This window comes from Candidatus Poriferisocius sp. (genome assembly GCF_965204145.1).
Taxonomy (GTDB): domain Bacteria; phylum Actinomycetota; class Acidimicrobiia; order Acidimicrobiales; family Bin134; genus Poriferisocius.
Genome location: NZ_OZ241977.1, coordinates 3,163,913 through 3,190,261, shown reverse-complemented (window position 1 = coordinate 3,190,261; position 26,349 = coordinate 3,163,913). Strand labels below are relative to the sequence as shown.

Here is a 26,349-nt window from a genome sequence, read left to right as displayed (position 1 = left end):
CCATGGAGTGGCTAGAAGTCACCGGCAAGACCATTGCGCAAGCCGAAGAGGCGGCTCTCGACCGTCTTGGTGTCGATCGAAGCGAAGCCGAGTTTTCTATCGTCGATGAGCCGAAGTCCGCTCTCCTGGGGCTTCGGAAGACGGAGGCCCGAATCAGAGCACGCGTCCGTCCGGTGCTGCCCCGCGAGAAGCGAAGCCGCAATCGTCGCCCTTCCAACAGCAGAGACCGGAACCGAAATCGCAAGCCCGACCGGGGTAATTTGAAGGAGAATAGGAATCGGAGTGGCCGAGGCGGTCAAGGCCAGAACCGGAGTTCCAAGTCTTCAAGCGAGGAGAGACCTCCACGCGAGAAGGAGAAGAAATCTCAAAATGCCGGCAAGAACAACGGGAGAGCTGGCAAGAACCGTCCATCAAAGGCCCCGGAAGGGGACAAAACGAGGGAGAGCAAACCCATGGAAGACCCAATGAGCTTGGAAGAACAGAGCACTTTGGTGGTCGAGTTTCTTGACGGTCTGTTGGATGCATTCGAATTGGACGCCGAGGTGTATTCCGAACGCGTCGACGATGAGACTGTGGAAATGCGGGTGGAGAATGTCCAAGGCGTAGGCCTGCTCATTGGGCCCAAGGGCAACACCCTGCGGGCAGTGGAGGACCTGTCCCGGATGCTGGTGCAGCGCAAGTCGGACGGCAACTGTGAGGGCCGCATCCGAGTTGACATCGGAGGATACCGCGAACGGCGCCGGGCGGCTCTCGAGGTATTTTGCGAGAAGATCGCCTTGGAAGTTCGAGACGGTGGAGCAGAGCGGCCGCTCGAGCCCATGAATGCCGCGGACCGCAAAGTGGTTCACGACGTTGTCTCTGAGATTGAGGGTGTCAACACCGTGTCCGAAGGTCAAGAGCCTCGCCGCTGGGTTGTGATCATCCCCGAATGATCAGTGCTCTTGGATAGTGCCGACCGGGCCGGGCTGTCGAGAGCGTTCGCCCAGGCCCAGGAGCGGGGGTGGATCGGCCCCCAGGAGATCGATCGGCATATTGACCACTCACTCGGGTTCGCCGCCGTTGCCGCGTCTGTCCCCACTGTTGCTGTGGACGTGGGGAGCGGGGGTGGCCTGCCCGCCCTTGTCCTAGCCGCGGCGTGGCCGCACACTCAGTGGACGCTGGTGGAGTCTTCGCTGGCCAGAGCTGCGTTCTTAGAGTTGCACTGCGCTCATTTGGGGTGGTCAGACCGTGTCGAGGTCCTCCACAGCACCGTCGAGCACCTCGGTGACAACGAGCAGTATCGCGGCCGGGCCGATCTCGTAACCGCCCGCAGCTTCGGGCCGCCATCGTCCGCCATCGAAGCCGCCGCTCCCCTGCTCCGCACCGGCGGCCAGCTCATTGTCAGCGCCGCCCCCGACGCCACTCCCTGGCCCTCAGACATGCTGGCCAAACAAGGCATGGCCCCCGACCGCCTAACCCAATCCCCCCCGAGATTCCACCGATCTACACGAACAAACTGAGGGTGACAGGACCCGCCGCCCCGCCGGGCGTTAGTACCCCTAGATGTTTCACATGAAACATTGAACGAGGGGTGCTTGATACAAGGTTGAGGGTGAGAGAGAATTGTCCAAGTGTCCCTTCACGAAGTAACGCAATCTGGGCCATGCCGCGTAATCGCGGTCGCCAACCAAAAAGGCGGCGTCGGAAAGACCACAACGACCGTCAATCTCTCGGCTTGCCTCGCCGAGATCGGCCACCGTGTGCTGGTGGTCGACTTGGACCCTCAAGCCAATGCCACGACCGGGTTGGGCATCGATCCGTTTTCCGGCGGCGTTTCCACCTATGACGTCTTGCTGCAAAACGGCACGATGCGAGAGAGCATTGTTGCAACCAAGGTCAAGAACCTCTGGGTGTCGCCGTCCACACTGGACCTCGCTGGTGCCGAGATAGAGCTGGTGCCGGCTTTCAGCCGAGAGCGGAGACTCGACGCTGCGCTATCCACGGTGTACAGCGAGTTCGACTATGTCTTTGTCGACTGTCCCCCATCGCTCGGGCTGCTGACCGTCAACGCGATGGCCGCGGCCCGCGAAGTGATGGTCCCAATCCAGTGCGAGTACTACGCGTTGGAGGGCCTTGGCCAACTCATGCGGAATATCGATCTCGTCCGCAATAGCCTCAACAGCGACCTGGAGATCTCCCTCATCGTGCTCGTCATGTATGACGGCCGCACCAAGCTGTCTGCGCAGGTGGCTTCGGAGATTCGCAGCTATTTCGGCGACAAAGTCTGCCACCAGATAATCCCCCGGAATATCCGGTTGGCGGAGGCCCCGTCATACGGAGCCCCGGTCACGGTCACTCATCCCCGGTCACGGGGAGCGCTGGCTTACCGCGAACTAGCCAAGGAGGTTGCCAGTGGCGCGCTCGCCCGGGTTGGGTAGGGGACTCAGCGCTCTCATCTCCGACTCCGCGTCGCCAACCGACGGAGTGCGCTCGTCCGCGTATTTAGAGCTTCCCCTCGACACCATCTCAATGAACCCGTATCAGCCCCGGGACAAGTTCGACCAAGCCTCTTTGAACGTGTTGACCGAGTCCATTCGCGAGGTTGGCGTGCTTCAACCGGTGTTGGTTCGCCCCAGCGTCGATGGCAAATACGAGCTGATCGCTGGCGAGCGCCGGTGCCGGGCGGCCCGACAGGCGGGGCTTGATCGGATTCCCGCGGTTGTTCGCACCGTGGAGGACGCCGATACCCTCGAACAGGCCCTTTTGGAGAACTTGCACCGCGAGGACCTGAATGCCATTGAAGAAGCGGCCGCATGTCACCAACTGATCGATGAATTCGGGTTTACCCAGGAAACTGTGGCCAAGCGGCTGGGCCGAAGCCGATCGGCGGTGGCCAACTCGGTGCGCCTCTTGCAGCTCCCCGACGAAGTCAAGTCGATGGTTGTTGCTGGCTCCTTGTCGGCTGGCCATGCTCGAGCGCTGCTGGGGATGGCCAATGAGAAGCGCATGATCAAGCTGGCCAAGAAGGCGGTCTCAGATGGGCTGACCGTTCGAATGGTGGAAGAAGCGGCCCGGGGCGTTGCACCGGCGGCCAATAGATCGAAGCAACCGGGGCAGAAGGCGAGTGGCGCGGATAGGGGAGCAGCGGTTCTGGAGCTGGAGAGCCTGTTGAGCGACCATCTGGACACCAAAGTGGATGTGTCGCTCGGCAAGGGTCAGGGAAAACTGGTGATTCAGTTCGCCGACCTGGATGATTTGGAGCGCATCTACCGGGTGATGCTCCAAGCTTGATCAGGCGGGTCTTCTCGCCCAGAAGGTGAGGCTGCTTTCGATGGAGCGGGCGAGGGGGGAGAGGCGGGCTTGGACTAGGCCGGGGGGGCCGACGAGGCATTGGACTGCAGTCATGCGGGTGTGCCGAAGCACGGGCAGCCGCATTCCCCTCACGTCGGCGCTGTCGATGCCCAATGCCGCCGGCAGCCGCTGGCCCAAAACGCTGGCCAGGCGCTGACCGCCGGGGGAGACGAATCCCTCGGTGGCGAAATACGCCACTCGGCACGCCGCCTCTTCAGAGGGGAGCAACCCCACGTAGATGTCTACTTCCAGTCGGTTGGCTTCCTCGACTCGCTCGGCCTCGGGCCAATCGCATACCTCGCTGACGGCTGCCCCGGAGCGTCGCAAACCGGTGGCCAGCTCACCGGCCACTGCGGCCATAGTGCTCATCGACGCAATCATGATGTGCTGTTCGGTAAGCCGGCGAGGGGCTTGCTGGAGCTTGGCGCGCTCTCGAACCGCAGCCACCGTGGCCGGTGTCACCCGGGCCGACATCCGCATCAGAGCGGCGGTGGTGGCCTCGCCGCACACCGCGTCGGACACCAGCCCGCTGTTGAGTTGGAATTCCTCTACCGCGTTGGCGGTATCAGGTCCGAAAATGCCGTCTACCCGACCGGCGTCGAATCCCATAGACCCGAGTCGCAACTGCAACTCGGCCACGTCGTCACCTCGCAGCAGGGGCTGGCTGAAATAGAGATGTCGTTCGCCGAGCGACCAGCTGGCCTCCTGCAAAGCGGTCCAGGTATGCGGTCCGCAGATCCCGTCCACGCTGAGACCCCGGCTCGCCTGGAAGTCGGCGACTGCGGCCGCGGTTGAAGCGTCGAAGAGCCCGTTGGCGGATAGGGCGAGGGCGAAGCCAGCCGTTGCCAGCTTCTGCTGCAAGAGGACGACGTCGTCGTTCTCGTCTCCTCGCTTCAGGATAGGGGGGTGGTTATCAGACAAGTCTTGCGCTCCTACTGCGCCCCCCGCAGACTATGAGCGTCAGTCGAGAATCAAAAGGCGACTTCGCCGATCTCTTGGAGCAGCTGCTGCTTGCCCTTGGCGCCCACGATCCGCTTGGCCGGCTCTCCGTCTTTGAACACGATAAGCGTGGGAATGCTCATCACCTGGTACCGCAGTGCTACGTCTTGGGCGTCGTCCACGTTGAGCTTGGCCACGCTGATGACGCCCGCCTTCTCGACAGCGATCTCATCGAGGATCGGCGCGATCATCTTGCAAGGGCCGCACCACTCAGCCCAAAAATCGACGACGACCGGTAGCTCCGCGCTGCCGATCACCTCATCAAAGGTCTCATTGGTGAGCGTGGTGATGCTCTCGGCCATCTTTGGGGATCCCTTCGGTTGCAGCGGTCGGCGAGCGGTCAGCCTATCAGCGGCTTTCCGGTTTAACCGTGTCCAGCCGACTCCAGCCACCGCTCGGCGTCGATGGCGGCCATGCAGCCGGAGCCGGCGGCGGTCACGGCCTGGCGATAGAAGTCGTCCTGCACGTCTCCGCAGGCGAACACCCCCTCGACTTCGGTGTGGCTGGAATCGGGCTCGGTTACCAGGTACCCGTTCTCCTTGCGCTTCAACTGCCCTTCGAACAGGTCGGTGTTGGGCCGGTGGCCGATGGCGATGAACAATCCGGTTACGTCCAGCACCGAGGTCTCGCCAGTGGCGGTGTTCTGCACCTCGACCCCGGTGAGTTTCTCCTCGCCTTGGATATCAGTTACCACATTGTTCCACAAAAACTCGATGCGATCGTTGGCAAACGCCCGGTCCTGCATGATCTTGGAGGCTCTCAATTCATCCCGTCGATGTATCACCGTGACTTTCGATGCAAAACGAGTCAAAAAGGTGGCTTCCTCCATGGCCGAGTCGCCGCCGCCCACCACGGCGATGTGCTGGTCTCGGAAGAAGAACCCATCGCAGGTGGCGCAGGTGGACAGGCCGTGGCCGATGAGCCGCTCCTCGGCCTCCAGGCCCAGCATGAGCGACTGGGCCCCGGTGGACACGATCACCGCCCACGCCCGATAGGTGGGCTTAGGTGCCTCAGGATCGCCCACCCAAACGCCGTGGGGCGGCCCCGACAGGTCGACCCGGGTGACTTTGTCGGTGAGCATCTCCGCGCCGAATCGCTGGGCCTGCTCTCGGAACTTGATCATCAGCTCCGGGCCCATCACCCCGTCGGGAAAGCCGGGGTAGTTCTCAACATCGGTGGTGAGCATGAGCTGGCCACCGGGCTGGTCGCTGGTGGAGGACGGCTCGCCCTCGATGACCAAGGGAGCAAGGTTGGCTCGAGCCGAGTAGATGGCCGCGGTCAGCCCGGCCGGCCCCGAACCGATGATGATCACGTTGTGGATGCCCTGCTCGGCCTGTGGGGGATTGGTCATGGGAGCGTCGGTCATGAGGGTCGCCTCGACCAGGCGTAGGCGCCCAGCGAAACGAAGAGCAGGCCCAGGATGCCCTGGGCCGCCCAAGCCCGCCCAGTAGCCACTTCCAGCCCGCGCACCGCGGCGATGAATCCCAGCACCAGCACGATGACCAGGGGAAACACGCCGAAAACGAGGTAGGCCAGCAGACGGGTGACGTTGATCACCGGTCCAGTGGTCACCCCGCGGACCTTGTCCACGGCGTTGACGACGGCATCGGCGGCTTGCTCGGGCCAGTCCTCCGACAGCCCCAGCGTTGATGCGGTGGTTGGTTCTTCCTTCGGCTCAGCGGCATCAGCCATAGGAGTTCAGACTACCGCTGGCCGATGACAGATCGGATATTCAAGGTGGGGCTAGGGGAGGGGGGTGAGGGGTTTGACGGAGGTGCACTCAGGAGGCGGAGTGGTTTGGGAGATGAGCACTTCATCCTCGGATTCGTACACCGACACCTCGACCTCGATGCCCTCCACCACCGCGGCGAATCGAGAAAGCAGCACGGCTCCCACGGCGAGTGGCTGTGGGCAGCCCATGAGGTCGATGGGGGCTGCCGTGCCTTCGAGGCGGTCGAAACCGTCGTCTTCGGGCGCAATCACTCGCTCCACAACGTGGACGAAGAGATCGGCCTCGGTGGCGAACACCAGGGGAGTCTCGCCCGACACCACCGTGAGCTCTTCCGGTTCGGTGTCCATTGCCGGCGCAGCCTCCTCCTCGTCCTGAGCAGGTGCCTCGCCGGCGTCGCTGACGTCCATAGGGGCATCGTCGAACGACATGGTCATTTCCTCTTCCGCCATCTCCTCGGCCGGTGCCTCCGGGATGCCGGCCTCGGCGGAATCGTCCGCCGGAAAGGCCGCGGGCGATTCGTTGGATGCCTCGTCGCTCTCTGGTTCGGGGGCTGATTCGGGCACTGCCATGGCCGGCGCTTCGGGCGCATCAGCGGATGTCGCCATGTCGTCGGCCAACCGGTCTCCATCGCGGGAGGCTCGGTCGAACAGCGTCACGCCCACCACGGCGATGGCCACCACCACTGCGGCAGCGGCCACCACCACCCGAACTTGGGGAGGAACAGCCCGCAACCGGCGGCGGGCCTTCTCCAGCGACACCACCGGAGCCCGGTGGTCCAAGGCCTGGGCGATCATCTGATCGCGCACCTCGTCGGAGGGCACATCAACCGGGGCAGCCACCAGCTCCCGCACGATCCGGAGTTCCTCCATCCGCGCCTGCAAGTTGGGATCGCTCTCCACCAGGGCGGCCTCTTCCGCCGTGACCTCCCCGTCCAGATAGGCGGAGGCCAGCTCGTCGAGTTCCTGTGGGGTCATGTGACCGCGTTCGTCGCTCATGGTCTCTCCCCAGTGTGACGTTGGCCGGGGTCGTCTGGGTTCCCGCTCAGCAACTCGGCCAGGCGCCGGCGTCCCCGGGAAATGCGGGACCGGACCGTGCCGGGGGCGATGTCCATCTGTTCGGCGATCTCCTCATAGCTGTGTCCCATCTGGTCGCACAGCACCACCGGCACCCGGAACGCCTCGGGAAGCTGGGCCAGGGCGGCCTCGATGTCGAGGCGGTCGCCCACCGAGTCGGCCACCGGCCGCTCCACGGCCACCAGGGGCTGCTCCTCCACTGCGCTCGGCACCGGGCGCCGACCCCGCCGTCGCAGTTCGTCGAGGCAGGCGTTGGTCACCACCCGATGCATCCAGGTGGTGAACCGGGAGCGGCCATCGAAGCGGTCGATGCGCCGCACCAAGGTGATGAGCGCCTCCTGGGTGGCATCCAGGGCGTCGGCCTCGTTGCCGGCCAGCCGCCGGCAGATGGCGTAGATCTGGTTGTAGTGCTGCCGCAACAGGGCGTCGAACGCGCCCTGGTCGCCCTTTTGGGCCCGTTTCACCAGATCCGTGTCGTCGGCTGCGCCTCTGATTCCCTGAGGGTACTCATCGGTGGCCTGCTTCTGGTTGAACTCGGTGTACCTTGGCGGGGAACTATTCCACGCTGGCGGTCGTCGTAGGTATTAACGCTCGACAGAGGGAGAACACCCATGCACGACGCGAACCACACCCAATTCAAGACAAAACGCCGCCCCCTGGGCTTCCTGCTTCTGGCCCTGCTCAGCGCGTTCCTCGTGCTGTTCAGCGCATGCAGTTCCGGCAACGACGACGGTGGCGCGTATCCCGAACCGGCCGGCTTCGATGTGGCAGCGGATGCCGACGCCCCTTCGGACCGACTCGAGAGTTCGGAACCCCAAGCAGCAATGGAAGAAGCTCCCATGCCCGTTGACTTGGGACCGGCTGAAGGACCGGCTGGAGACGACAGCGGCCTCGCCGTTCCCACCGCCCTCACCCCCGCCGATCTGGGCCGCGACATCATCTACACCGCCGAGATCAGGGTGCAGGCCGACGATGTGACCGCGGCCAGCCAGGAGGCGGTGGCCATCGTGCAGGGCTTGGGCGGCATCGTGTTCTCCCAAATCACCCGCACCGAGCCCTCGCCGTGGACCGCCATCACCTTCAAAGTGCTGCCCGACGACTTCTCCACCGCCCTCGAACGGCTGGCCGGCGTGGGCAAGCTGGTCGACCAGTCCATCAGCTCCGACGACGTGACCGAGATCATTGTCGACCTGCGGAGCCGCATCATCACCGCCGAGGCCAGCGTGGAGCGCCTGCGGAACTTCCTCCAACAGGCCACCGATCTCGAAGACGTGGCCGAGCTCGAGCGAGAGCTGCTCGACCGCGAGACCACGCTGGAGCGGCTGCGGGGCCAGCTCCGCACCCTGCAAGACCAGGTTGATCTGGCCACCATCACGCTCACCGTCTTCCAGTCGCCCACCGTGCTGCCCGACACCGGGATCCTGGTCACCGCCTGGGTGTCCGAAGACGCCGACGACCCCTGCCTGGGCGTGCAGAACATCACCGTGGAGCCCGACGCCGAGGTCTACCTCTGCCTGGAAGTGGAGAACACCGGCACCTCGGCGCTCACCGACGTGGAGGTGAGCACCCGCAACCTGCGCCTCAACCTGGACAACTTCCAAACCATCCAGGGCAACTTCAACCGCATCGAGCCCAACGAGCTCATGGCCGCCGTGCTCACCCTCCCCATCGAAGAGGGCCGCCTGGCCGGCCGGGTGGCGACCCGGGGCCTGCCCATCGAACTGGAGGTCACCGCCACCCCGGTCGACTTCGACGGCACCGCCCTTGACGAGGTGTGGGGTGAGTCGGTGGTGTGGGTGCAGGTGGACACCGACGACGCCCTGCCCGGCTTCGGCGACTCGGTGTCCGACGGCGCCAGCGGCGTGGTGGCCGTGTTCAGCGTGATCCTGATCGTGGTCGGCGTGCTGCTGCCCTTCCTGCCCATCATCGCGGTGATCGCCGCTCTGATCTGGTGGATCCGCCGCCGCATCCGCAAGGCAAAGGAGCAGGCCCCGCCAGCTACTTGAACAAAGGCCGATTCGACATCAGCTGCTCATACAGCTCCAGTAGATCGGCGCTGAGCAGATCATCGGATTCGGGCTGGTCGCTCTCCCGCTTCAACAAGTTCACCAACTCGGCCATGATCTTGCGTACCTCGGTGGGATTCTCTGCTGCGGCCAGCAGCCGCCAGCGGTAGCACTCCTCGCAAACACCCACCAACCGGAGGCTGGCCATTGCCGCTTTTCCGGCCTCCTGGAAATCGCCTGCATCGATACATCTTCTGGCGAGTTCATGGGCCGCGGTATCCACCAAGCACTCAATTTGGGTGCGCAGTCCGAAGTCGGCCCAACGGTACATGTCCCCAGCTCCTCCGGTGAACGGGGTTCCCCGCGCGAGTTCGAGAGCAGATTGAAGGTACTTTCGACCGCTTTCGCCAGGGTCATTGCGTGCGGCAGAAATGAGTGTTTCGAATCTGTCTACGTCAGTCCCGATCTTTGTTCGCAGCCGGTAGACCCCTTTTGAGTTCACTCTTGGCAGGTACGGCTCGCCGTTGTCGTTTACCCCCAGTGCTTTGCGAGCTCGACTGACCGTGTTGGCCAGAGTCGAGTCGGAGGGGGGATCGTCCGGGGGCCAGATTTGAGCCTTCAGCTGGTCTCGATCGGCGCCCTCGGGATGGAAGGCCAGGAATGCCACCAGATCCAACGCTCGTCGCGAGGTAAACGGCCGTGCCGTTCCCACTATGTCCACGGTTCCCATCACCCGTACTTCTATTTCCCCGCCCGATGGGTCTTCGGCCGAGGTGTCGTGCTGCATTTGGGGTGATGGCGGCACAGTCAACATCACCCCCTCCGTGTCTTTGGCCGCTGATGCCAATTGAGCGAAGGCAGCGACAGCATCACCGGAGAGGCCGTGGGACTGAAGCCGGAGGCCAATCGGCTGTATGAGCAAGCCATCCTCGTCGAATTGGCCCACCCAAGCTGCGCCGTCGAGCCCATTGGCCACGACACAGACTGATGAACCACATGCTTTGAGAAGGAGGGATGCCTCTTCTTGGCTCAGGCGATTGGGAACCAACGTCACCATTGGCTGCCAAAAATCAGCGCAGGTGCCAATTCTGCTTTCAACAGGAGAAGGATGACGGCCAAGCAAGGCTTGGCTTTGGCGTTGATAATGTCCGATTCGCTCGACAGCAGAAGCCACATCAGGTACATATTCCACCCGCTCGAGAACGGTGAGGTCCTGACCGAATCCCACACACATCACCGTGAGGTCGTCGGCCAGATGGCTGCTGGCTAGTTGAGTTGCGATTGCTGAACACAAATCGACAATTGCCTCCGAATCTCCTTCCAGGCTCAGTGCGACCATGTGCTCAAGGTTCAACAGGCATTCATTGCCGTCCTTCATTCCGACAGTGAACAAAGTCGGCAACGGGGCTGGGACGCCATCAGCTTCGGCCAAGAGGCTCTCCAGCGCATTGCCCCTCGAAAGGCTCCAAGTCATGCCGTCCGTGCTGGCCTGAAATCCGGGAGGCGTCTCATGAGGAGAGCTGAGGTGAATCGACAAACTGTCTGGGCCCAAGGTCGCTCCGATGACGTTGGGCGGGGGAGTGCCGGCAATTCGAGAAGACATGACTCGTAAGGAAGCGTCCAAGAAAAGCGCGCTGTCCGGATCGGAAGCAGCCTTCAATTGCTGATCTAGCTCAACAGCGCTCTTGGAGGGAGGCACGGGCATTCGACCGTTCGGCAGTCGACGGCGCTGGGTTCTCCGAAGTCGAGCGAGCACCCAACCGAGGCTGCTGGCGAACACTCCGAGACCCCCTACCGCGAGCATCGTCTGCCGGCTGGGAGCGGAATGCTGTTCGGTGTCGATGAGAGGAACGCTGGCCACCACGGTGGGTTTGGCGATTGCGTAGGGCACTACCGAGGATGCATGTTGGGCCAGCTCTGGCGAGGGGTGGATTTCGGGGGGCGCATACTCGGCCAACTCGACCACAGCGTGGAGGGGAGGTTGAGCAACGGTCGGTTGGCCGTCGAGCGTTGGGACCTGGAGCTCCCATCCAGGCAAGAGCACGTCGGGGTCTTGGATGACGTCCTGGTTGGAATTGAAGATGTCAACCCATCTCTGTGGGTCATCGAGATGATGAGCAGCCAGTCCCCACAATGTGTCTCCTTCCTGCACTGTCACGGAGAACTCTTCGAGTTCCTCGACGGGGTCTTCGAAATCTTCGAAATCTTCGAGTTCCTCGAGAGGGTCTTCGATGCTGTCTTTCGTCTCGTTGAGAACGAACACCTCAGTCCACCGGTCTGGGTCGCCCAGATATTGCCCAGCCAGCATCTCCAGGCTGTCGCGTCGCTCCGCCGAGGTGTTCTCCTCAGTAGATCCAAGGGTCCACGACTGCTCGACGTCCATCACCAATGTCGTAGGGATAAGGAGGTCTGTGTTGTCGGCTAGCGCTGTCCCGGGTTGCTGCACAGAGAATGCGACAACCAGAACTGCGCCCATCAGGCGGGCAGACAACCGCTGCATGAACGAGGGAATGAAGGAAACCCGGGGCGCTACTCGACCATGGAAGTGAGCCCAAAGTTCGATCCCCACCCCGGCGACCATCTGCAACCAAAGAACCCACACCACGAGCGAGATCGGCATCAAGATCAGGGATGGGGGAATCGCTCCGGTCTTGAGGGCAGTTAGTGCCTCCGAGCCAGATGGGATCCCCTGAGGCAGTGGCCAACCCACACCAACGATCAGCAGGATTGGTACGGCCACAAGCATCCCGCAGAGCGAGGCAGCTGAGGCCAAGCCGCGAACGACTTCCCTGCGATGTTCTCTGTTCAGATTCATAGGTCATCTCCTGTGCTTATTCCTCTGACCGCGCGGGCAGTGGCAGTACCGGCAACCCGACGCGAGTCAATACCGAGCATTGAGAGAACTTGAAGGTGTTGGGTGAGCCAAACGGTGGTTGAAACGGTGTCGCCAGTCACTGAAATCGACCACTCGGTTTGCTCGCCGAGGAATTCCGAAGCGGCCATTCGAGCTTTTACTGGATCTACGATCACGCTGCCTGTTTCCCTATATATGGGCCCGGTTGAAATGGCTTGAGCACCGGCTCTCGCTGCTTCGGAAGCCAAATTGGTTGCTTCCCGCTTGGCATTCAAGATCTGGGCTCCGTCGTGGGCCAGCCCCCCGAGCATGACCAATACCGAGGCCAAGGCGACAAATACCACTGTGACCTGACCTCGCTGTTGGCCTGTTGATGGCTGGGTCTGACGAGCACGCCAATATGAGATGCGCTCAATCACGTCGAGGCGCCTTCGCTCCGGTAGCGATCTACCACTGACGCGGAGTCCGCTGACATCTCTAAGTTGCCGGGGATGGCGAGCAAAGTCAGATCCGACAGCCGCACTGCACACGAAACGCGCACCCTTACCCTGCCTCCGGGCTCCAGATCTACTTCGTGGAAGTACACCTGCGGCCCGCCGTGACAACCCACGTCCAACTGGCGCAAGGAGGTCTCGGCTGTCGTGGTAGCTGCCGCTTGGGCTGCTGGGATCGACTGATGCTGGGTGGCGGCGCGAGCGGCACCACTGGCGGCAGTCGTCAACTTGCTCTCGATTACCCCAATTCGGCCTGCAGCTACGACAAAGAACAAGAGCATGACCATCACAGGGGTTAGGACTGCCAGTCCAACCACGCCGCTACCCCGCTCTGCTGCATGACCGAACGGCCAACGCCATTGGGTTTTGTCCCTCATCGTCGGTTCTGCGGGATGAAGGCCTCTCGGGGACCTGCCGCCGTAGAAGCGATTTTTGGCGAATAGCCGGGTATCAATGACTTGACAGTGGCTCGCACGGTCACTGTTAGACGGGAGGGATTCGCTTGAACGGAGACGTCCACATCCGATAGCAGACTTTTTGCGCTTGTTCCGATAACCGACCGAACCGCTGATCCGACGATCGTCTCTGAGCCTGAATCGCCTCGGCCAGCGTGAGCTCCGCTCTGGGCGGCGGCGTCAACAATGGACTGGGCGTGGAAGACCAGTGCGGTTTGGACAACGACGATGATCATGAACATGGCAATGGGAATAACCAGGACCGCGGTGGTTGCCTCTCCGCGCTCGTATTCCATCCCTTCCTCGGTCTCACCGCTGCTGATCAGCTGATCTTGCTGGTTTGGTCGGAGATGAAGTTGGTGATGACGACACCAGCCGCGACCGCGGCAGCGACAAGGATCGCAATGATGATCACCGTTGATGTCACATCCCCCTGTTCGCACCGCCACGCCCTGCGTATTCGCTGTTCGAGCCCAGTCCTCGCCGTGGTCATGAGAAGATGGAATCTGATTCCCGCTTTCACTCGGATCTCCTGTGAAATATTGGATGGGGCGGTTTTTTGCGCCGATAGGCAAGTGGTTCGGTAGCACGTTCGCTCGGGCCGCTCATGCGCTGACAAGGGCAGCTATTGCCGGGTAGCCGATCAGTCCCAGAAAACCCGAGAACATAAGCACAACAGGTAGGGACATTCGCTCCGTGGCCTGTTGGGCCTGAGTCTCTGACTCGTTTAGGGCCCGCTCACGTAGGCCCCGGGCCTTCGTGTGCAAGGAGGACCGCACTCGAGATCCGGAAGTCCCGGCCAGATACAGCCAGGCGGCCAGCTCTTCGAGTTCTGTCGAGCCAAGGTCCTGACCCAGCTTCTCGATGGCAGTCCAAGGGGGCTCATTAGCCAGATGGGCTTGTCTTAGCGCTCGTTGCAATTCAACAAATCCCCAGGCCTTTCCCTGGGCTGCTGAGTCCGCCAATGCCCGCTCCATTCCTTTGCCCCCTGATAGGTGGAGGCTCACCAGATCCAGGTACGCGCTGATCTGGTGACGCAGTTCACGGCGTCGGTTTCGGGCTTTTTCTCGCAAGGAGAGATCGGGTACGAGAAAGAACAGTCCTCCAGCCAGAATTGACACCACCACTACCAATAGGGGGGAGATCCACACTCGGCCGAGCCACGAGATGAGCCACACTCCCACGGGCAACCCCGCTCCTAAGAGCATCATCCCTAACTTGGCAACAGCCAGTTCTTCGCGGCTTCGGCCCACGACCCTTAGGTCTTGATCTGCCCGGTGGCCGCGTAATCCCAGATGTCTGGACAACCTTCCTGCGGCTTGCAGAAGTCGGTTGTAGCGGGCCCTCCCTTGATGGTCGTCTGTTGGCAAGTCGAGCTCGCTCAGTCGGATCTTCAATGGCTCCCTTGGAGGAAAGAACCCCCAGAAAGCGACAGCGAGTCCGATGCCCATCGTGGTTCCCAGCGCCAAACCGCCGATCATGTTTGGACTCCGCTTCCGGCGCTCGAGACAACGGGCATTTGGCCCAAATCAAGGATTCGTGGTGGGGTGGCAAATCGGCTCATCTTCACGAGAGCGATCCCTGACGCAATGAAGAGTCCCCCAATAACAGCGAGGGCTAGCTGTCCCGACAGAGCGTCGAAGGGCTCCAAGTACGACCTGCTGAGGGCCACCATTCCAATGGAGAACACGGCCACAATGCCGGCAATGAATCGGGCAGAAGTGAATTGGCGAGCTCGGGAGGTTTCGATTCTCAATCGCATCGAAACCTCTTGTCGAGTGTTCTCCGCGATTTCGGCGAGCGATTCTTGCAACGATCCCACCTGATTGGCTGCCGCGAGCCCAAGGGTCACTGCAACAGTGTCTGCTACCGCATGATCCACCTCGTCGGCGAACTTGGCCAGGGCGCTTGGCAAGGGTTCTCGCTCAGCACGGGCAGCGAGCTGTCTCACCGGTGTGCGGATCGCAGTCGGTGCTGAGACTGCTGTCGCCTTCAATGTCTCAGTCAGACCCGATGCTGCGCTCATGGTGTCCCGGACCATTTCTGTCCAGGTTGCCAGGGCAGTCATTCGATCGATTTCCCGGTCGCGGTTCGCCTTGGCTCTCAAGACCGTCGGGGAGATGAACCCGGCTACACCCGCAATGACACCGGCTACGGGCCATCCGGTCGCTCCAGTTGCGATCACGGATCCGGCAACTGCGGTGGCTAGGCGAATCGCAAGTACAGCGCTCGGCCCCTGAAACCTCGACAGCCCCCTCGGACCACGGATATCCGAACGAGGCGGAAGGCCCCGCCAGCCTATGACGGCGGCAAATGCCCCGCTAGCCATAGCGGCGCCCAGCAGCGCACCCACCAATGAAGTCATTTCTGGGTGCCCTGCTGGGTTGCAAACACCTCGACACTGCTCACTTCCCCAGCCGAATGGCCCGTTACTTCCCGCACTGACCCCACTCGGCGACGGCCCTCGCGGTCTTTGACCACGTGAACCACAAGATTGATGCTCTCTGCGATCATCCGGCTGGTTGCCTCTACCGGGATGTGCTCTGCGGACCGCAAGGCGTAGGTGGCTATTTTGCTGAAAGCTGCTTGGGAAGAATTGGCGTGAATCGTACACATCGATCCGTCGTTGCCGGTCGAAAGCGCCGCGAGCATGTCGACAACTTCAGGGCCTCGTACCTCCCCTACGATCAATCGGTCGGGGGCCATGGCGAGCGCATTCCGCACCAATTGCTGCATAGTGATCTCGCCAGTTCCCTCGATGTTGGCGGTCCGGGTTTCCAGCTCGATCACATCGCGGTGCTGTTCTTGGTCGGCGGTCAGGCACAACTCCAATCGGTCTTCAATGGTGATCAACCGCTCATCAGGATCACACGCGTTCAGAAGAGCTCGGAGGAGTGTCGTCTTTCCCGCGTTGGTCCCGCCGCAAACGATGATGCTCTTGCGGGCTCGCACCGCTGCTTCCAGAAAATCGCGGAGCAAGTCATCCATGGTGCCGAGACCGCAGAGATCTTCCAAGGTGACCCGCTCGTGACGATGACGGCGAATTGAGATAGCGGGGCGTTCGGATACCGCCATTACCGCGTTGAGGCGGGATCCGTCGGGCAATTGCAAATCCAAGAACGGGTTGGCAATGTCAAACCGCCGTTCGTTGCGACCGAGGTGAGCTGCTGCCTTGCGGATGAGCGTCACCAATTCGTCGTCTGTTTCGACGATGGGTTCTGCTCGTCGCTTGATTCCGCCGGCGTGATGCACCCAAACCGTGTCACAGCCGTTCACGCTCACGTTCTCAACGGATTCGTCGGCCAACAAGCGCTCCAAGGGCCCAAGCCCGAACAGGGTGGCCAAGACTTCATCGGCTATTCGGGCCTCATCGGCATGGGCAAGGGGGGGCAGAAACGCCCGCACCCTTTCCGCGGCGACGACATCGAAGGCCTCAAGGAGGAACTGTTCGGCCAAGGCCTTCTGCTCAAGCCGATTGCCGAGTTGGTTCGTCTCAGCCTGCTCGAGCTTTTGCGTGACCATGGCAAGCACGCGACGTACCAGAGGGCAGGACACTATGCCGCCTCCTGACCATCGGCTCCTGCGAGCAGGCGGAAGTGGATTCGATGAACGAGTTCGGCCAGGGTTCGCCACAGCAACAGCCGGCGGTGGCGCTGGTTGGCGGGGAGGCCGTGTTCTAGTGCTTGGGCCACCCTCGGCTCGTGAGACATGACGCCCAGGAGATTGAGTTGGGAAGCCTTGGCCATTTCCGTTGGCGGGTAGGGTCGATCACCAACACAGACCAGCGAAGTTGGAATGTCGTGAGAAATCACGCGCCGGGCTTGGTGGACTAGGGGGACAAGCTGGTCAAACTGGGGTCGAGCGACCAGCACCAGCAGATCGCAGTGTTGGACGAACTCAACAGCAGGGGAGTGTTGTCGTACGCGACCCACATCCACCACGGCATCGATGTCGTCCAGCTGGCCAAGGCCGGTGGCCAGTCGTTTTGCCAACGGTGCGAGCACCAAACTTGTCGTATCACCGCAGCCTGGAGCAACGAGGGTAGGCAATTGATCGGCCAGAAGCTGGCAACTGGATTGCAGCCGATCGATAGTCAGCTCATGTCGAGCCGTTGCTGAGAGCTCCACCAGTGATGGTGTTGAAGCCAAGCCGAAACGCGCTGCCAACACGCCACCGTCTCCATCTGCCTCGATCAGAACTGCCCGCCGTCCAGTAGTTGCCTCCCATGACAATCCGAGTCCAACCGACAAGGTGGTCGCTCCAGGACTGGCTTTTGCGCTGCCCACTGCGATGATGCTCATCGACCTGCTCCGGCTGCTGCTTGCTGACGGATCGGCAGGCTGTTTACCGAGCGGGGCTCTTCGGGTAGGAGGATCAACCGCAGCTCGTTGAATGCAGCCGCATTGCTTATGAGCGCAGCTTCATCTGCGGAGGCCAAAAGCGAAACGAAAAGAGCGTCTCGACCTGAATCCAGCACTTCGCTCACTTCGGTGACTGTTGCTCTGGGGGCTCGGGCAGGCACGCCGGGCGATGCGCCCAGACTCGTCTGCCCACTCTTGATTGCCGCGTGCTTATCGGAGTTATCACTTGCGATTACCACTTCGACTGATTGACCGGGGCCAAGGCTGGCAATCGGGTATTCGCCGGGGTGGAGCACAGCACCAACTACAGCCATCCCCTGGTCAATCGGTGAACTTGTTGACAGCAGACCGGGATGGAGAATTGCCCCCTCTGGGATGGCGGCGCGGACGGTACGGCCCACCACGATGTCCAAATCAGTCATGGGCACAAAGCCCGCTCCCTGCCCGCTGGCCATTTCGACGGCCCGCAGGTCGTCGACTTCAATCGTGGAGCCGGTGGGAATGTCGCGACTGGCTACCGCTACTGCGGTACGACTGCTGAGGGAGGATGCCCAGAGGGCGAAGATGATCGCGGCGGTGAGTGTGACGGTCAGCCCGAGCACCACCCAGGGAAGCTGACGCCGACGATCCTCGCTTGCCATCCGCATGGGTTGTGCCCGAAAGGTTGGGGAGGGAGCCGTCGAGTCGCTCCGATGTGCCCAATCTGCCACACCTTGTTCAGTAAAGCAAGGTGTATTTCAGCAAATTCTATGAATTGCTATTCGGTTGGTATTGGCAGATGTGGGGGAGTTGGCGGTAGCGCTCGCCCACGTCGAGGCCGTATCCCACCACGAAGTCGGGCGGGATCTCGAAGCCCACGTAGCGCAGGTCGAGGTCTTCGTACTGGCGGCCCTTGCGCACCAGCAGGGCGCACACCTCCAGGCTGGTGGGGTTGCGGGCGGCCAGGTTCTTGCGGAGGTAGTTGAGGGTCAGGCCGCTGTCGATGATGTCTTCCACCAAGATCACGTCGCGCCCGGCCAGGTCGAGGTCGAGGTCTTTGACGATCCGCACCACGCCGCTGGTGCGGGTGGAGCTGCCGTAGGACGACACCGCCATGAAGTCGAACTCCACCGGCAGTTTGATGGCCCGGGCCAGATCGGCCATGAACATGAAGGCGCCCTTGAGCACGCCCACCAGCAGGGGAGCCCGGCCCTGGTAGTCGTCGGTGATGCGGGAACCGAGGTCGGCGATGCAGGTTGTCAGATCGTCGTTGGAGATCAGAATCGGGCCGGGATCGCCGTTGCCGGTGGTCGCCTCGGTGGACACGAGGGCCAACCTAGTGGTGCTTATCTTTGGAGGCCGAGCCGTTGGGAAGATCGGGTGACGCGCCAGCCTCCGCCAATTTCGGTGGATCGAATCTCATTTCGGACCACGGCCATGACCCGCTCGATGGCGGCGGCATCGGGGGGATGCTCGGCGCTGGTTTCCCGCTGGATCCACCGCCGCAGCGCCATCTGGGCCAGGGGCTCGGGGGCCTCGGCCACCGCCTTGGCGTCGGTGGGGTCGATGGCCGCGGCCAGCTCGTCGATCAGGTCGCGGACGCCGCCCATCAGCCCCGCGCCCCGGGCGATGATCGGCACCACGTCGCGCTCGGCGATCTCACACAGGAGCGGCAGCAGCTCGTGGCGGATCCGGTTGCGGCGGTGGGCGGGGTCGAGGTTGGACGGGTCTTGCACCGGCGCCAGGCCGAGGGAGTCGCACAGCGCTTGAGTCTCGTGGCGGCGCAGGGCCAACAGCGGGCGTCGGGCCGGGTCGATGCCGGCCAGGCCGTCGGGTCCTGCTCCCCGCATGAGGTTCAACAGCACGGTCTCGGCCTGGTCATCCGCGGTGTGGCCGGTGAGCACCCCGTTGGGCAGCACTTGGTAGCGGGCTTGGCGGGCCCGGGCTTCCAGATTGGGGCCGGGTTCGCAGTGGGCGGTGAGGGCCTCGAAGGATGCCCCCCAGCGGCTGGCCGCTTGGGCCACCACGTCGGCTTCTTCCGCCGAGCCGGGCCGCAAGCCGTGGTCCACGTGCCAGGCGGTCACCCGGCAGCCTCTCTCTGCGGCCAGCACCAAAAGCGCCAGCGAGTCCGGCCCGCCCGACACGGCGCAGTCCACTGCTGTGCCCACCGACGGGAAGGTGCAGCGGGCCAGCAGTTCGGGAATCATCGGGCGGGCTGCCCTGGGGTGGCCGACGCGCTCAGCTGGCGAGGGCGGGGGTGCCACCGACGCGGTCGATCCATTGCTGGGGGTTGCGGATCTCGGTCATGGTGGGCAGCCGCTCCGACGACTCCCACACCCGGTTCAAGAACTCGGGGCCGCCGCGGGCCTCCACCGTTTCGATAAACGCCTCGCCGGCGGCGTACTGGTTCAGCTTGGCCTCGATGCCGATGATGCGCTGCACCAGCTTGGACACTCCCTTGGCCGAGTTGCGGCGGTGGCGCAGCACCCGGGCGAACCGGGTGGCGTCGGGGATGTGGTTGGCGCCGGCCCGGTCCATGGTGATGTCGCCGTGGCCCTCCAGCAGGCTCATCATGCCGCCGATGCGATCCAGCGCCACCTTCTGCTCGGGAGTGGCCAAAAGAGCGGGGAGGCCCCCGTCGGCTAGCAGGTCCTCGCCCCGCCGGCGGGCCTCCATCACCTGCTTGGCCACCTGCTTGAAGTGCTCCAAGTCGGGCTCGGCGGCGTCGAGGGCCTCTTGCACCAGGCCCAGGAAGTGGGGCCGCAGCCACTCGATGCCGGTGAACTGGGCCCGGTGGGTGGTCTCGTGCAGGGCCAGCCACAGCCGGAACTGGCGGGGGTCGAATCCGTGCTTGTGCTCGAGGGCCATCACGTTGGGGCCCACGTAATAGACCATGTCCTGGTCCTCGGGACGGTCGTCCTCGATGATGAGCAAGTCGTACTGGCCCAGCACCCGGGTGGACATCCAGCCCAGCACCGCCCCCATCTCGGTGCCGCTCACCCGCTGGGCCACCGGGGCGAACCACGAGGTCGACACCCGCTCGGCCATCTTGTCGGTCACCGGGCGCAGCAGTCGCTGAAAAGACGCCACGTTGGCGTTCACCCACCCGGCCCGGGTGGTCACCTGGGCCCGGGCCGCGCCGCACATCGACTTCAGGCCGGTCTCGGCCGCCACCATCTCCTCGGCCTGGGCGGTGAGCTCGGCGAGCTCGGGGGCGAGGCTGCGGTAGTGGTAGGAGTCGAGGAACGGCTCGTGGCCGCCGACCCTTTTGGCTACCCGCTCAGCCAGCCGCCAGTCGACGGGATCGGCTGCTGCAACCACTAGGGAGTTCCGTCGCTTCTATTCGGATTCGTCGGTGCTTTGAGCTCTGGTTTCCCGCTGATGCCGACTGTTGTAGCGGGGGGCGACCACCTTGGTGAAGTAGCCGACGATGGTGGCGATCACCAAGGGAACTGTGGCGATAACCAGCAACAGGGCGATCCACCAGTGCCACACAACGGCGGCGATCAAATCCATGCGCTCACCCTAGTGGTCTGCATGGGGAGACTCCATGCCGGGCAGCCCGGCCGCGCCCGCTCAGAAATCTTGGACGTCCAGGTCGTCGAGCACCACGCGCTGGAGGGTCTCGGTGATGCGGATTTGCAGGGAGGCGGGGGCCGACTCCCGACAGGCTTGGCTCATGGCCAGCTTGAAACGCACCTCCACGTCGAGGACCTGGACGCAGGGGAGGCACTTGGCCAGCTCGACCCGAACGCGGCCGATGTCCTCCACGGTGGGCTGGCCGTCCAAGGCCCGGGCGATGAGCTGGCGCGAGAAATCGCACTGATTGGGAATCCCCAAGCACTGCTCATCGCTCCTCGTCACGGTGCCTCCGAAAATCAGATGCCGGCCGGGGCCGGCGCTCGGTCGGGGTCGGGTGGATCCACCCAGCCCCTCGTCTGTCCAAAATCTAACAACCGCTTCTGAAGCGTTTTTCTTCCCCGATGCAGCCTGCTCATGACCGTTCCCATGGGAACGTCCAGGATCTCGGCGATCTCCTTGTAGGCGAAGCCCTCCACGTCGGCCAACAGCACGGTGATCCGATACTCCTCGGGCAGCGACTCCAGGGCGTCCACGATCTCCGACTCGGTGATGGTCTCCATCAGCACGTCCTCGGCGCTGGCCCCCAGCCTGGCCTGGGTGTCGCCGCCCAGCCGCTGGTGCAGGTACAGGTCCTCGACCCCGGCCAAGTCCACCGACCTCGGCTTGCGCTGCTTGCTCCGATAGGAGTTGATGAACGCATTGGTGAGAATGCGGAACAGCCAGGCCCGCAGGTTGGTGCCCTCCTGGAAGTTGCCGAAGCCCCGGTAGGCCCGCAGATAGGTCTCTTGCACCAGATCCTCGGCGTCGGCTGCGTTTCGGGTCATCCGCCGGGCTGCTGAATAGAGCTGGTCCATGTAGACCATGGCCTGCTCGGCGAACTTGGCTTGGTCAGCCATCTGGAAGCAGCTTACTGCTGGGGTCGGCGATTGTGATCGCGACTGAGATGAACAAAAGGTGAATATAAGGCGCTATTTCGAACCCGGTCCGCCCACCTGCTCCCGCCACGGGACGTGCTTGTCCACCCGGGGCTCGGGGGGCAGTCCGAGCACCCGCTCGGCCATGTTGTTGCGGTGTACCTCGTCGGTGCCCCCGCCGATCGACCCCCAGAACCGGTTCAGCGCCTCGTTGGCCCACACCCCGGTGTCGGCGTGGTCGCCGGCCACCCCGTACCCCCCCAGCATCCCCACGCCGAGGTTGCCCCGGTCCCGGTGGCTCTCCGACCAGTACACCTTCAGTGCTGAGCCGTCGAAGGAGGGCTGACGGCCTCGGCGCACGTCCTCTTGCAGCCGCCGGCCCATCCAGTCCAACAGCTTCTCCTTGGTATAGGCCTGGGCCAGCTCTTGGCGGACTACCGGGTTTTGGGCCGTGCCCCACCGCTGGGCCAGTGCGATCAGGTTGGCTGCGCTGTCGGCCCGATCCATGCCGCCGCCGATCATGGTGGACTCGTTGGCCAGCACCAGCCGGGCCACCGCCCATCCGCTGTTCACCTCGCCGACCACGTGCTCAGCGGGGATCCGCACGTCGCTCAAGAACACCTCGTTGAAGTGGGACGACCCGTTGATGGTGCGTATCGGACGGGGGTCCACGCCGGGGGTGGCCATATCCAGCAGGAAGAACGTGATCCCCTTGTGCTTGGGGGCGTCGGAATCGGTGCGGGCCAGCAGGATTCCCCAGTCCGACAGATGGGCCGATGAGTTCCACACCTTCTGCCCGTTCACCACGAACTCGTCGCCGTCGCGTTCGGCCCTCGTTGCCAGGTTGGCCAGATCGGATCCGGCGCCGGGCTCGCTGAACAGCTGGCACCACACCGCGTCGCCCCGCAGCATGGGCTCCAGGTGGCGGGCCTTCTGCTCATCGGTGCCGAAGTGGCCGATGGCCGGGCCGGCCAGGGCGATGCCGGCGGCGAGAAAGCCGCTGGTGACATCGAATTGAGCGGCCTCTTGCTGGAAGATCTGCCGTTGCCACCGCTCCCCGCCCTGGCCGCCGTGGTCCACAGGCCAGTCGATGGCCGCCCACCCGCTGTCGTACAGCTCCCGCTGCCACGCTCGACAGCGGTCCATATGGGCCTTTTCCGCGGCTTCGTTGGGATGGGTGGTGCGAGTGGACCAGCCGTCGCCGTCCTCCCGCAACGGGGCCCGGGCTTCCAGCCACGCCCGCACCTCTGCTCGGAATGCCGCTTGCTTCGGGTTGTCCTCTGAGTGGTCGGCCACGGTGCGACGATACGGTATGGGGCCGACAGAAACAGAGGAGAAGCCTCCATGGCCGATGATCGATATGGGGTCCGCGATGAAGAGGTGGAGATCGAGCGGAACCGCCTGGAGATGCTGGCCGAAGCCCGCGATCCCCGAACTCGCCGCATTCTGGACAGCATTGGGCTGAGTCCGGGGTGGAGGTGCTGGGAACTGGGCGCAGGCGGCGGAACGGTGTCGGCCTGGCTGGGCAAGCGAGTGGGCCCCGACGGCACGGTGTGGTCTACCGATGTCGACCTCCAGTTCCACCGCCCGGTGCTGCCCAATGTGGTGGTGGAACAGCACGATGTGACCAGCGACCCGGTGCCCGAGTCGGCCTTCGACCTCGTCCACGCCCGGGCCGTTCTCCAGCACCTGCCGGAGCGCGATGAGATAATCGAGAAGCTGTGGGGCGCTCTGGTGCCCGGCGGTTGGCTGATGGTGGAGGACGGCGCTTTTGCGTCCTTTGCCGGACAGTCGCTACCCGAGCCCTACGCCACCGTCCACCGCTACGTGTCCTCGGGGGTCACCACCGACTGGCGCGATTCCGACTATGGCGTCCGGCTGGTCGGTCGCTTCCGAGATCTGGGAGCGGCCGACATCGACATCATCGGCGACGTGTGGGCCATGCGGCCCGGCGAGCCTGGCGGGGAGTGGTGGTTCATGGCCCTGGAGCGGGCCATCCCCCGTTTGGTGGAGGCTGGCCTGGTGAGCGCCGAAGACGGCGACACCGCTCTGGCTCAGGTTCGAGCGCCGGGATTTGTCATGATGAGCACTGTCTCAATAGCCGTTGTCGGCCGAAAGCCCTCGAACTAAGGACCTCAGGAGGCAGAGATGGAACCGCTAGAGCTTTGGAATCCCTCGACATTCAAGAATGGATTCCCCCACGACTATTTCCGTGACAAGCGCGACAACGATCCGGTGTTCTGGAGCGAGCACCCGCACTGGGACGGTTTCTGGAACGTCACCCGCCACGCCGACGTGCAGCGGGTGTCGCGCGACTCGGATTGCTTCAAGAGCCAGCCCAACCCCTTTCTGGCCGGAGACCAGCCGCCCTCGATTGACGACGGTGCCAACTCGCAGATGCTCATCAGCCTCGACCCGCCCGATCACACCAAGATGCGCAAGCTGGTCAATCGGGGGTTCACGCCCCGCCGGGTGCGCGATTTGGAGGAGAGGATCCAGTCGCAGGTAACCCGGTTGATCGACCAGGTGGCCGACAAAGCCGGCTGTGAGATGGTCAGCGAGATCGCGGTAGAACTGCCCTTGCAGGTGATCGCCGACTTGGTGGGCGTGCCCGAAGAAGACCGCCACCAGATCTTCCACTGGACCGAGATCACGTTCGGCTTCGACGAGAAGTACACCACCGACGAGATGATGGAGGCCGGGGCGCAGATGTTCGCCTACGCCGACCAAATGTGCGAGATCCGCAAGAAAGAGCCCCACGACGACCTCATCAGCGTGCTTATGGAAGCCGAGATCGAAGGGGAGTCGCTCGACCAGATGCAGATCGACGTGTTCTTCATGCTTCTCCAAAACGCCGGCTCCGAGACCACCCGCAACCTCATCACCACCGGCACGCTGGAGCTCATCCGCAACCCCGACCAGATGCAGATCCTCAAAGACGACCCGTCGCTTATCCCCAACGCCGTGGAGGAGCTTTTGCGCTACACCACCCCGGTGATGCAGTTCGTTCGCCGGCCCACCCACGACACCGTGGTGGGTGGCCAGGAGATCAAGGCCGGCGATCCGGTGGTCATCTGGTACTCCTCGGCCAACCGGGACGAGCGGGCCTTCGAGAATCCCGACACGCTTGACGTGACCCGCGACGCCAGCCAGCACGTGGCCTTTGGTGCCGGCGGACCCCACTTCTGTCTGGGGGCGTCGCTGGCCCGTCTGGAGGCCAAGATGATGTTCGAGGCCATCATCGGCCGCTTCGAGGGTCTGGAGCTAGGGGTGGAAGACCCCCGGACCCTGCGCCGCCTGCACTCCAGCCTGGTCGACGGCTACGTCGAGATGCCGCTGCGGTGGAATGCGGTGAATCCTGCTGCCTAGATGGGCTTTTGTCATCCATACGACAATTGTTAGGCTAACTTGACGAATTGGCACAGTCACTCTAGAGTTCTGCGCCCATGAGCAAGATTTCTCGTAATGGGCTGGCTGGCGCGCTGGTCGCAGTAGCCCTCCTAGCTGCCGCTTGCGGTGGCGACGGTGGCACCAAACTCGAAGGCGTTGCCGCCACCGTCTACGACGGCAAGTGCGCCGATGAAAATGGCTCGTCGGTCACCGTGTACTCCGGCCGCAGTGAGAACTTGATCAAGCCGGTCCTGGATGCCTTCGCTTGTGAAAGCGGCACATCAGTCCGGGTTCGCTGGGGCTCGTCCACCGACTTGGCCCTTCTGATCGACACCGAGGGCGACCGAACCGACGCTGATGTCTTCATTTCCCGGTCGCCAGGTCCGGTGGGATTCCTGGAATCAAAGGGTCTGCTCACCTCAATGGACAGCAGCGTGTTGGAACTGGTGCGCGAAGACCATCGTGGAGCCAACGGCACCTGGATCGGATTCTCCGGGCGCAAGCGGGTGCTGGTTCACAACGTTGAAATCGTGCCCCCCTCCCAGCTGCCGACCTCGGTATTCGACCTCACCGATCCGGAGTGGAGGGGTCGAGTGGCCATACCAGCCACCAACGGATCGTTTGTGGACTGGTTCACGGTGTTCCGCGACCAGTACGGCAACGATGTGGCCACCCAGTGGCTGAGCGACATGGTGGACAACGACGCTCGCTACTACCCCAACAATGTGGCCATCGTGGAGGCCGCCGCCCGAGGCGAGATCGACGTGGGCCTGGTGAACCACTACTACAACTACCGGTTGGCGGCTGACGCCGAAGCGGCCGGACAGGAGCATCTAGCCGCCAACTACGACCTTTCTGACGAGGACATCGGCTCGCTGCTCATCATCACCGCCGCCACCATGACCACCAATGTGTCCGACCGGGAAGCATCCCAGGATCTGATTGCCTACCTGCTCTCCCCATCGGTGCAGCGGTACTTCACCCGCAACACCTACGAATACCCGCTGGCCGGAGGCGTCGAGCCCAACCCGGTGCTGCCCCCGCTGACCGCCCTGTCCATCGGCTCCGTCGATTTCGACGCCCTCGGCGGCGGTTTCGAAACCACCGAAGAAATAATCCAAAGCAGCGGAATCCTCAGCCAATGACCGCCACCACGCCGGAGGATGGTAACGACATTCTC

The 26,349-nt window shown here is 63.2% G+C and carries 30 protein-coding genes and 1 pseudogene; 9 read left to right on the top strand and 22 right to left on the bottom strand.

The window, feature by feature from the left end:
* Window positions 1-2: 2 nt before the first annotated feature.
* The 5 genes and pseudogenes from ACOGI7_RS14785 to ACOGI7_RS14765 form a co-directional block, all read left to right on the top strand.
* Window positions 3-155: pseudogene (locus tag ACOGI7_RS14785) on the top strand (Jag N-terminal domain-containing protein); the annotation flags it as partial.
* Between the two features lie 309 nt (window positions 156-464).
* Window positions 465-932 (top strand): protein jag, encoded by a 468-nt coding sequence (locus ACOGI7_RS14780; protein ID WP_419851520.1) that lies wholly within the window; start codon window positions 465-467, stop codon window positions 930-932.
* A gap of 3 nt (window positions 933-935) precedes the next feature.
* Window positions 936-1,499, top strand: a complete 564-nt coding sequence (locus tag ACOGI7_RS14775; RefSeq protein WP_419849517.1) for a 16S rRNA (guanine(527)-N(7))-methyltransferase RsmG — start codon at window positions 936-938, stop codon at window positions 1,497-1,499.
* Window positions 1,500-1,610: 111 nt separating this feature from the next.
* On the top strand, window positions 1,611-2,417 hold the full coding sequence (locus tag ACOGI7_RS14770; protein WP_419849516.1) for a ParA family protein: 807 nt from the start codon (window positions 1,611-1,613) through the stop codon (window positions 2,415-2,417).
* 46 nt (window positions 2,418-2,463) lie between these two features.
* A complete protein-coding gene (locus ACOGI7_RS14765) occupies window positions 2,464-3,270 on the top strand; it encodes a ParB/RepB/Spo0J family partition protein (RefSeq protein WP_419849515.1) in 807 nt (268 codons plus the stop codon).
* On the opposite strand, the gene ACOGI7_RS14760 is transcribed toward ACOGI7_RS14765, so the two are convergent.
* The 6 genes from ACOGI7_RS14760 to ACOGI7_RS14735 all read right to left on the bottom strand — a co-directional run bounded on the left by ACOGI7_RS14760 (window position 3,271) and on the right by ACOGI7_RS14735 (window position 7,598).
* Window positions 3,271-4,251 (bottom strand): peptidoglycan-binding protein, encoded by a 981-nt coding sequence (locus ACOGI7_RS14760; RefSeq protein WP_419849514.1) that lies wholly within the window; start codon window positions 4,249-4,251, stop codon window positions 3,271-3,273.
* A gap of 50 nt (window positions 4,252-4,301) precedes the next feature.
* Window positions 4,302-4,631, bottom strand: a complete 330-nt coding sequence (trxA, locus tag ACOGI7_RS14755) for a thioredoxin (protein WP_419849513.1) — start codon at window positions 4,629-4,631, stop codon at window positions 4,302-4,304.
* 62 nt (window positions 4,632-4,693) lie between these two features.
* Window positions 4,694-5,695 (bottom strand): thioredoxin-disulfide reductase, encoded by a 1,002-nt coding sequence (gene trxB / locus ACOGI7_RS14750; protein ID WP_419849512.1) that lies wholly within the window; start codon window positions 5,693-5,695, stop codon window positions 4,694-4,696.
* Window positions 5,692-6,021: a hypothetical protein gene (locus ACOGI7_RS14745; RefSeq protein WP_419849511.1), complete on the bottom strand. Its 330-nt coding sequence runs from the start codon at window positions 6,019-6,021 to the stop codon at window positions 5,692-5,694. The genes trxB and ACOGI7_RS14745 overlap by 4 nt, the downstream gene beginning before the upstream one ends.
* A gap of 51 nt (window positions 6,022-6,072) precedes the next feature.
* Window positions 6,073-7,056 (bottom strand): hypothetical protein, encoded by a 984-nt coding sequence (locus tag ACOGI7_RS14740; RefSeq protein WP_419849510.1) that lies wholly within the window; start codon window positions 7,054-7,056, stop codon window positions 6,073-6,075.
* Window positions 7,053-7,598: an RNA polymerase sigma factor gene (locus tag ACOGI7_RS14735; protein ID WP_419849509.1), complete on the bottom strand. Its 546-nt coding sequence runs from the start codon at window positions 7,596-7,598 to the stop codon at window positions 7,053-7,055. The genes ACOGI7_RS14740 and ACOGI7_RS14735 overlap by 4 nt, the downstream gene beginning before the upstream one ends.
* 147 nt (window positions 7,599-7,745) lie before the next feature.
* Between ACOGI7_RS14735 and ACOGI7_RS14730 the strand changes: the two genes are divergently transcribed.
* Entirely contained in the window at window positions 7,746-9,140 is a 1,395-nt protein-coding gene (locus ACOGI7_RS14730; RefSeq protein ID WP_419849508.1) for a DUF4349 domain-containing protein, read from the top strand.
* Here the strand turns inward: ACOGI7_RS14730 and ACOGI7_RS14725 are convergent.
* From ACOGI7_RS14725 to ACOGI7_RS14650, 16 genes are all read right to left on the bottom strand, one after another.
* Window positions 9,133-11,403, bottom strand: a complete 2,271-nt coding sequence (locus ACOGI7_RS14725) for a LysM peptidoglycan-binding domain-containing protein (protein ID WP_419849507.1) — start codon at window positions 11,401-11,403, stop codon at window positions 9,133-9,135. The two genes, ACOGI7_RS14730 and ACOGI7_RS14725, sit on opposite strands and share 8 nt — an antisense overlap.
* Before the next feature lie 548 nt (window positions 11,404-11,951).
* On the bottom strand, window positions 11,952-12,413 hold the full coding sequence (locus ACOGI7_RS14720; protein WP_419849506.1) for a TadE/TadG family type IV pilus assembly protein: 462 nt from the start codon (window positions 12,411-12,413) through the stop codon (window positions 11,952-11,954).
* Window positions 12,410-12,865: a TadE/TadG family type IV pilus assembly protein gene (locus tag ACOGI7_RS14715; protein WP_419849505.1), complete on the bottom strand. Its 456-nt coding sequence runs from the start codon at window positions 12,863-12,865 to the stop codon at window positions 12,410-12,412. The genes ACOGI7_RS14720 and ACOGI7_RS14715 overlap by 4 nt, the downstream gene beginning before the upstream one ends.
* Complete coding sequence (locus ACOGI7_RS14710) at window positions 12,862-13,239, bottom strand: TadE family protein (RefSeq protein ID WP_419849504.1); 378 nt, start codon at window positions 13,237-13,239, stop codon at window positions 12,862-12,864. The genes ACOGI7_RS14715 and ACOGI7_RS14710 overlap by 4 nt, the downstream gene beginning before the upstream one ends.
* Before the next feature lie 26 nt (window positions 13,240-13,265).
* Window positions 13,266-13,436, bottom strand: coding sequence for a hypothetical protein (locus ACOGI7_RS14705; RefSeq protein ID WP_419849503.1), 171 nt, complete (start codon window positions 13,434-13,436; stop codon window positions 13,266-13,268).
* Between the two features lie 112 nt (window positions 13,437-13,548).
* Window positions 13,549-14,151: a type II secretion system F family protein gene (locus ACOGI7_RS14700; RefSeq protein WP_419851519.1), complete on the bottom strand. Its 603-nt coding sequence runs from the start codon at window positions 14,149-14,151 to the stop codon at window positions 13,549-13,551.
* A 1,153-nt stretch (window positions 14,152-15,304) separates the two neighbouring features.
* Window positions 15,305-16,465 carry a CpaF family protein gene (locus ACOGI7_RS14695; RefSeq protein WP_419849502.1) on the bottom strand — a complete coding sequence of 387 codons (1,161 nt, stop codon included), beginning with the start codon at window positions 16,463-16,465 and terminating at the stop codon, window positions 15,305-15,307.
* 32 nt (window positions 16,466-16,497) lie between these two features.
* Window positions 16,498-17,244 carry a hypothetical protein gene (locus ACOGI7_RS14690; protein WP_419849501.1) on the bottom strand — a complete coding sequence of 249 codons (747 nt, stop codon included), beginning with the start codon at window positions 17,242-17,244 and terminating at the stop codon, window positions 16,498-16,500.
* Window positions 17,241-17,945: an SAF domain-containing protein gene (locus ACOGI7_RS14685; RefSeq protein WP_419849500.1), complete on the bottom strand. Its 705-nt coding sequence runs from the start codon at window positions 17,943-17,945 to the stop codon at window positions 17,241-17,243. The genes ACOGI7_RS14690 and ACOGI7_RS14685 overlap by 4 nt, the downstream gene beginning before the upstream one ends.
* A 106-nt stretch (window positions 17,946-18,051) precedes the next feature.
* A complete protein-coding gene (gene hpt, locus ACOGI7_RS14680) occupies window positions 18,052-18,609 on the bottom strand; it encodes a hypoxanthine phosphoribosyltransferase (RefSeq protein WP_419849499.1) in 558 nt (185 codons plus the stop codon).
* 20 nt (window positions 18,610-18,629) lie between these two features.
* A complete protein-coding gene (gene tilS / locus ACOGI7_RS14675) occupies window positions 18,630-19,490 on the bottom strand; it encodes a tRNA lysidine(34) synthetase TilS (protein ID WP_419849498.1) in 861 nt (286 codons plus the stop codon).
* Window positions 19,491-19,521: 31 nt separating this feature from the next.
* Window positions 19,522-20,604, bottom strand: coding sequence for a zinc-dependent metalloprotease (locus tag ACOGI7_RS14670; protein WP_419849497.1), 1,083 nt, complete (start codon window positions 20,602-20,604; stop codon window positions 19,522-19,524).
* 18 nt (window positions 20,605-20,622) lie between these two features.
* Window positions 20,623-20,799 (bottom strand): hypothetical protein, encoded by a 177-nt coding sequence (locus ACOGI7_RS14665; protein WP_419849496.1) that lies wholly within the window; start codon window positions 20,797-20,799, stop codon window positions 20,623-20,625.
* Window positions 20,800-20,859: 60 nt separating this feature from the next.
* Window positions 20,860-21,147, bottom strand: coding sequence for a hypothetical protein (locus tag ACOGI7_RS14660; RefSeq protein ID WP_419849495.1), 288 nt, complete (start codon window positions 21,145-21,147; stop codon window positions 20,860-20,862).
* A gap of 14 nt (window positions 21,148-21,161) precedes the next feature.
* Window positions 21,162-21,761: a sigma-70 family RNA polymerase sigma factor gene (locus ACOGI7_RS14655; protein WP_419849494.1), complete on the bottom strand. Its 600-nt coding sequence runs from the start codon at window positions 21,759-21,761 to the stop codon at window positions 21,162-21,164.
* A 72-nt stretch (window positions 21,762-21,833) separates the two neighbouring features.
* On the bottom strand, window positions 21,834-23,075 hold the full coding sequence (locus tag ACOGI7_RS14650; protein WP_419849493.1) for an acyl-CoA dehydrogenase family protein: 1,242 nt from the start codon (window positions 23,073-23,075) through the stop codon (window positions 21,834-21,836).
* Between the two features lie 48 nt (window positions 23,076-23,123).
* On the opposite strand from ACOGI7_RS14650, the gene ACOGI7_RS14645 reads away from it, so the two are divergent.
* From ACOGI7_RS14645 to ACOGI7_RS14635, 3 genes are all read left to right on the top strand, one after another.
* Window positions 23,124-23,909, top strand: coding sequence for a class I SAM-dependent methyltransferase (locus ACOGI7_RS14645; protein ID WP_419849492.1), 786 nt, complete (start codon window positions 23,124-23,126; stop codon window positions 23,907-23,909).
* 18 nt (window positions 23,910-23,927) lie between these two features.
* Window positions 23,928-25,148 (top strand): cytochrome P450, encoded by a 1,221-nt coding sequence (locus tag ACOGI7_RS14640; protein ID WP_419849491.1) that lies wholly within the window; start codon window positions 23,928-23,930, stop codon window positions 25,146-25,148.
* A gap of 77 nt (window positions 25,149-25,225) precedes the next feature.
* Window positions 25,226-26,314 carry an extracellular solute-binding protein gene (locus tag ACOGI7_RS14635; RefSeq protein ID WP_419849490.1) on the top strand — a complete coding sequence of 363 codons (1,089 nt, stop codon included), beginning with the start codon at window positions 25,226-25,228 and terminating at the stop codon, window positions 26,312-26,314.
* Window positions 26,315-26,349: the final 35 nt, after the last annotated feature.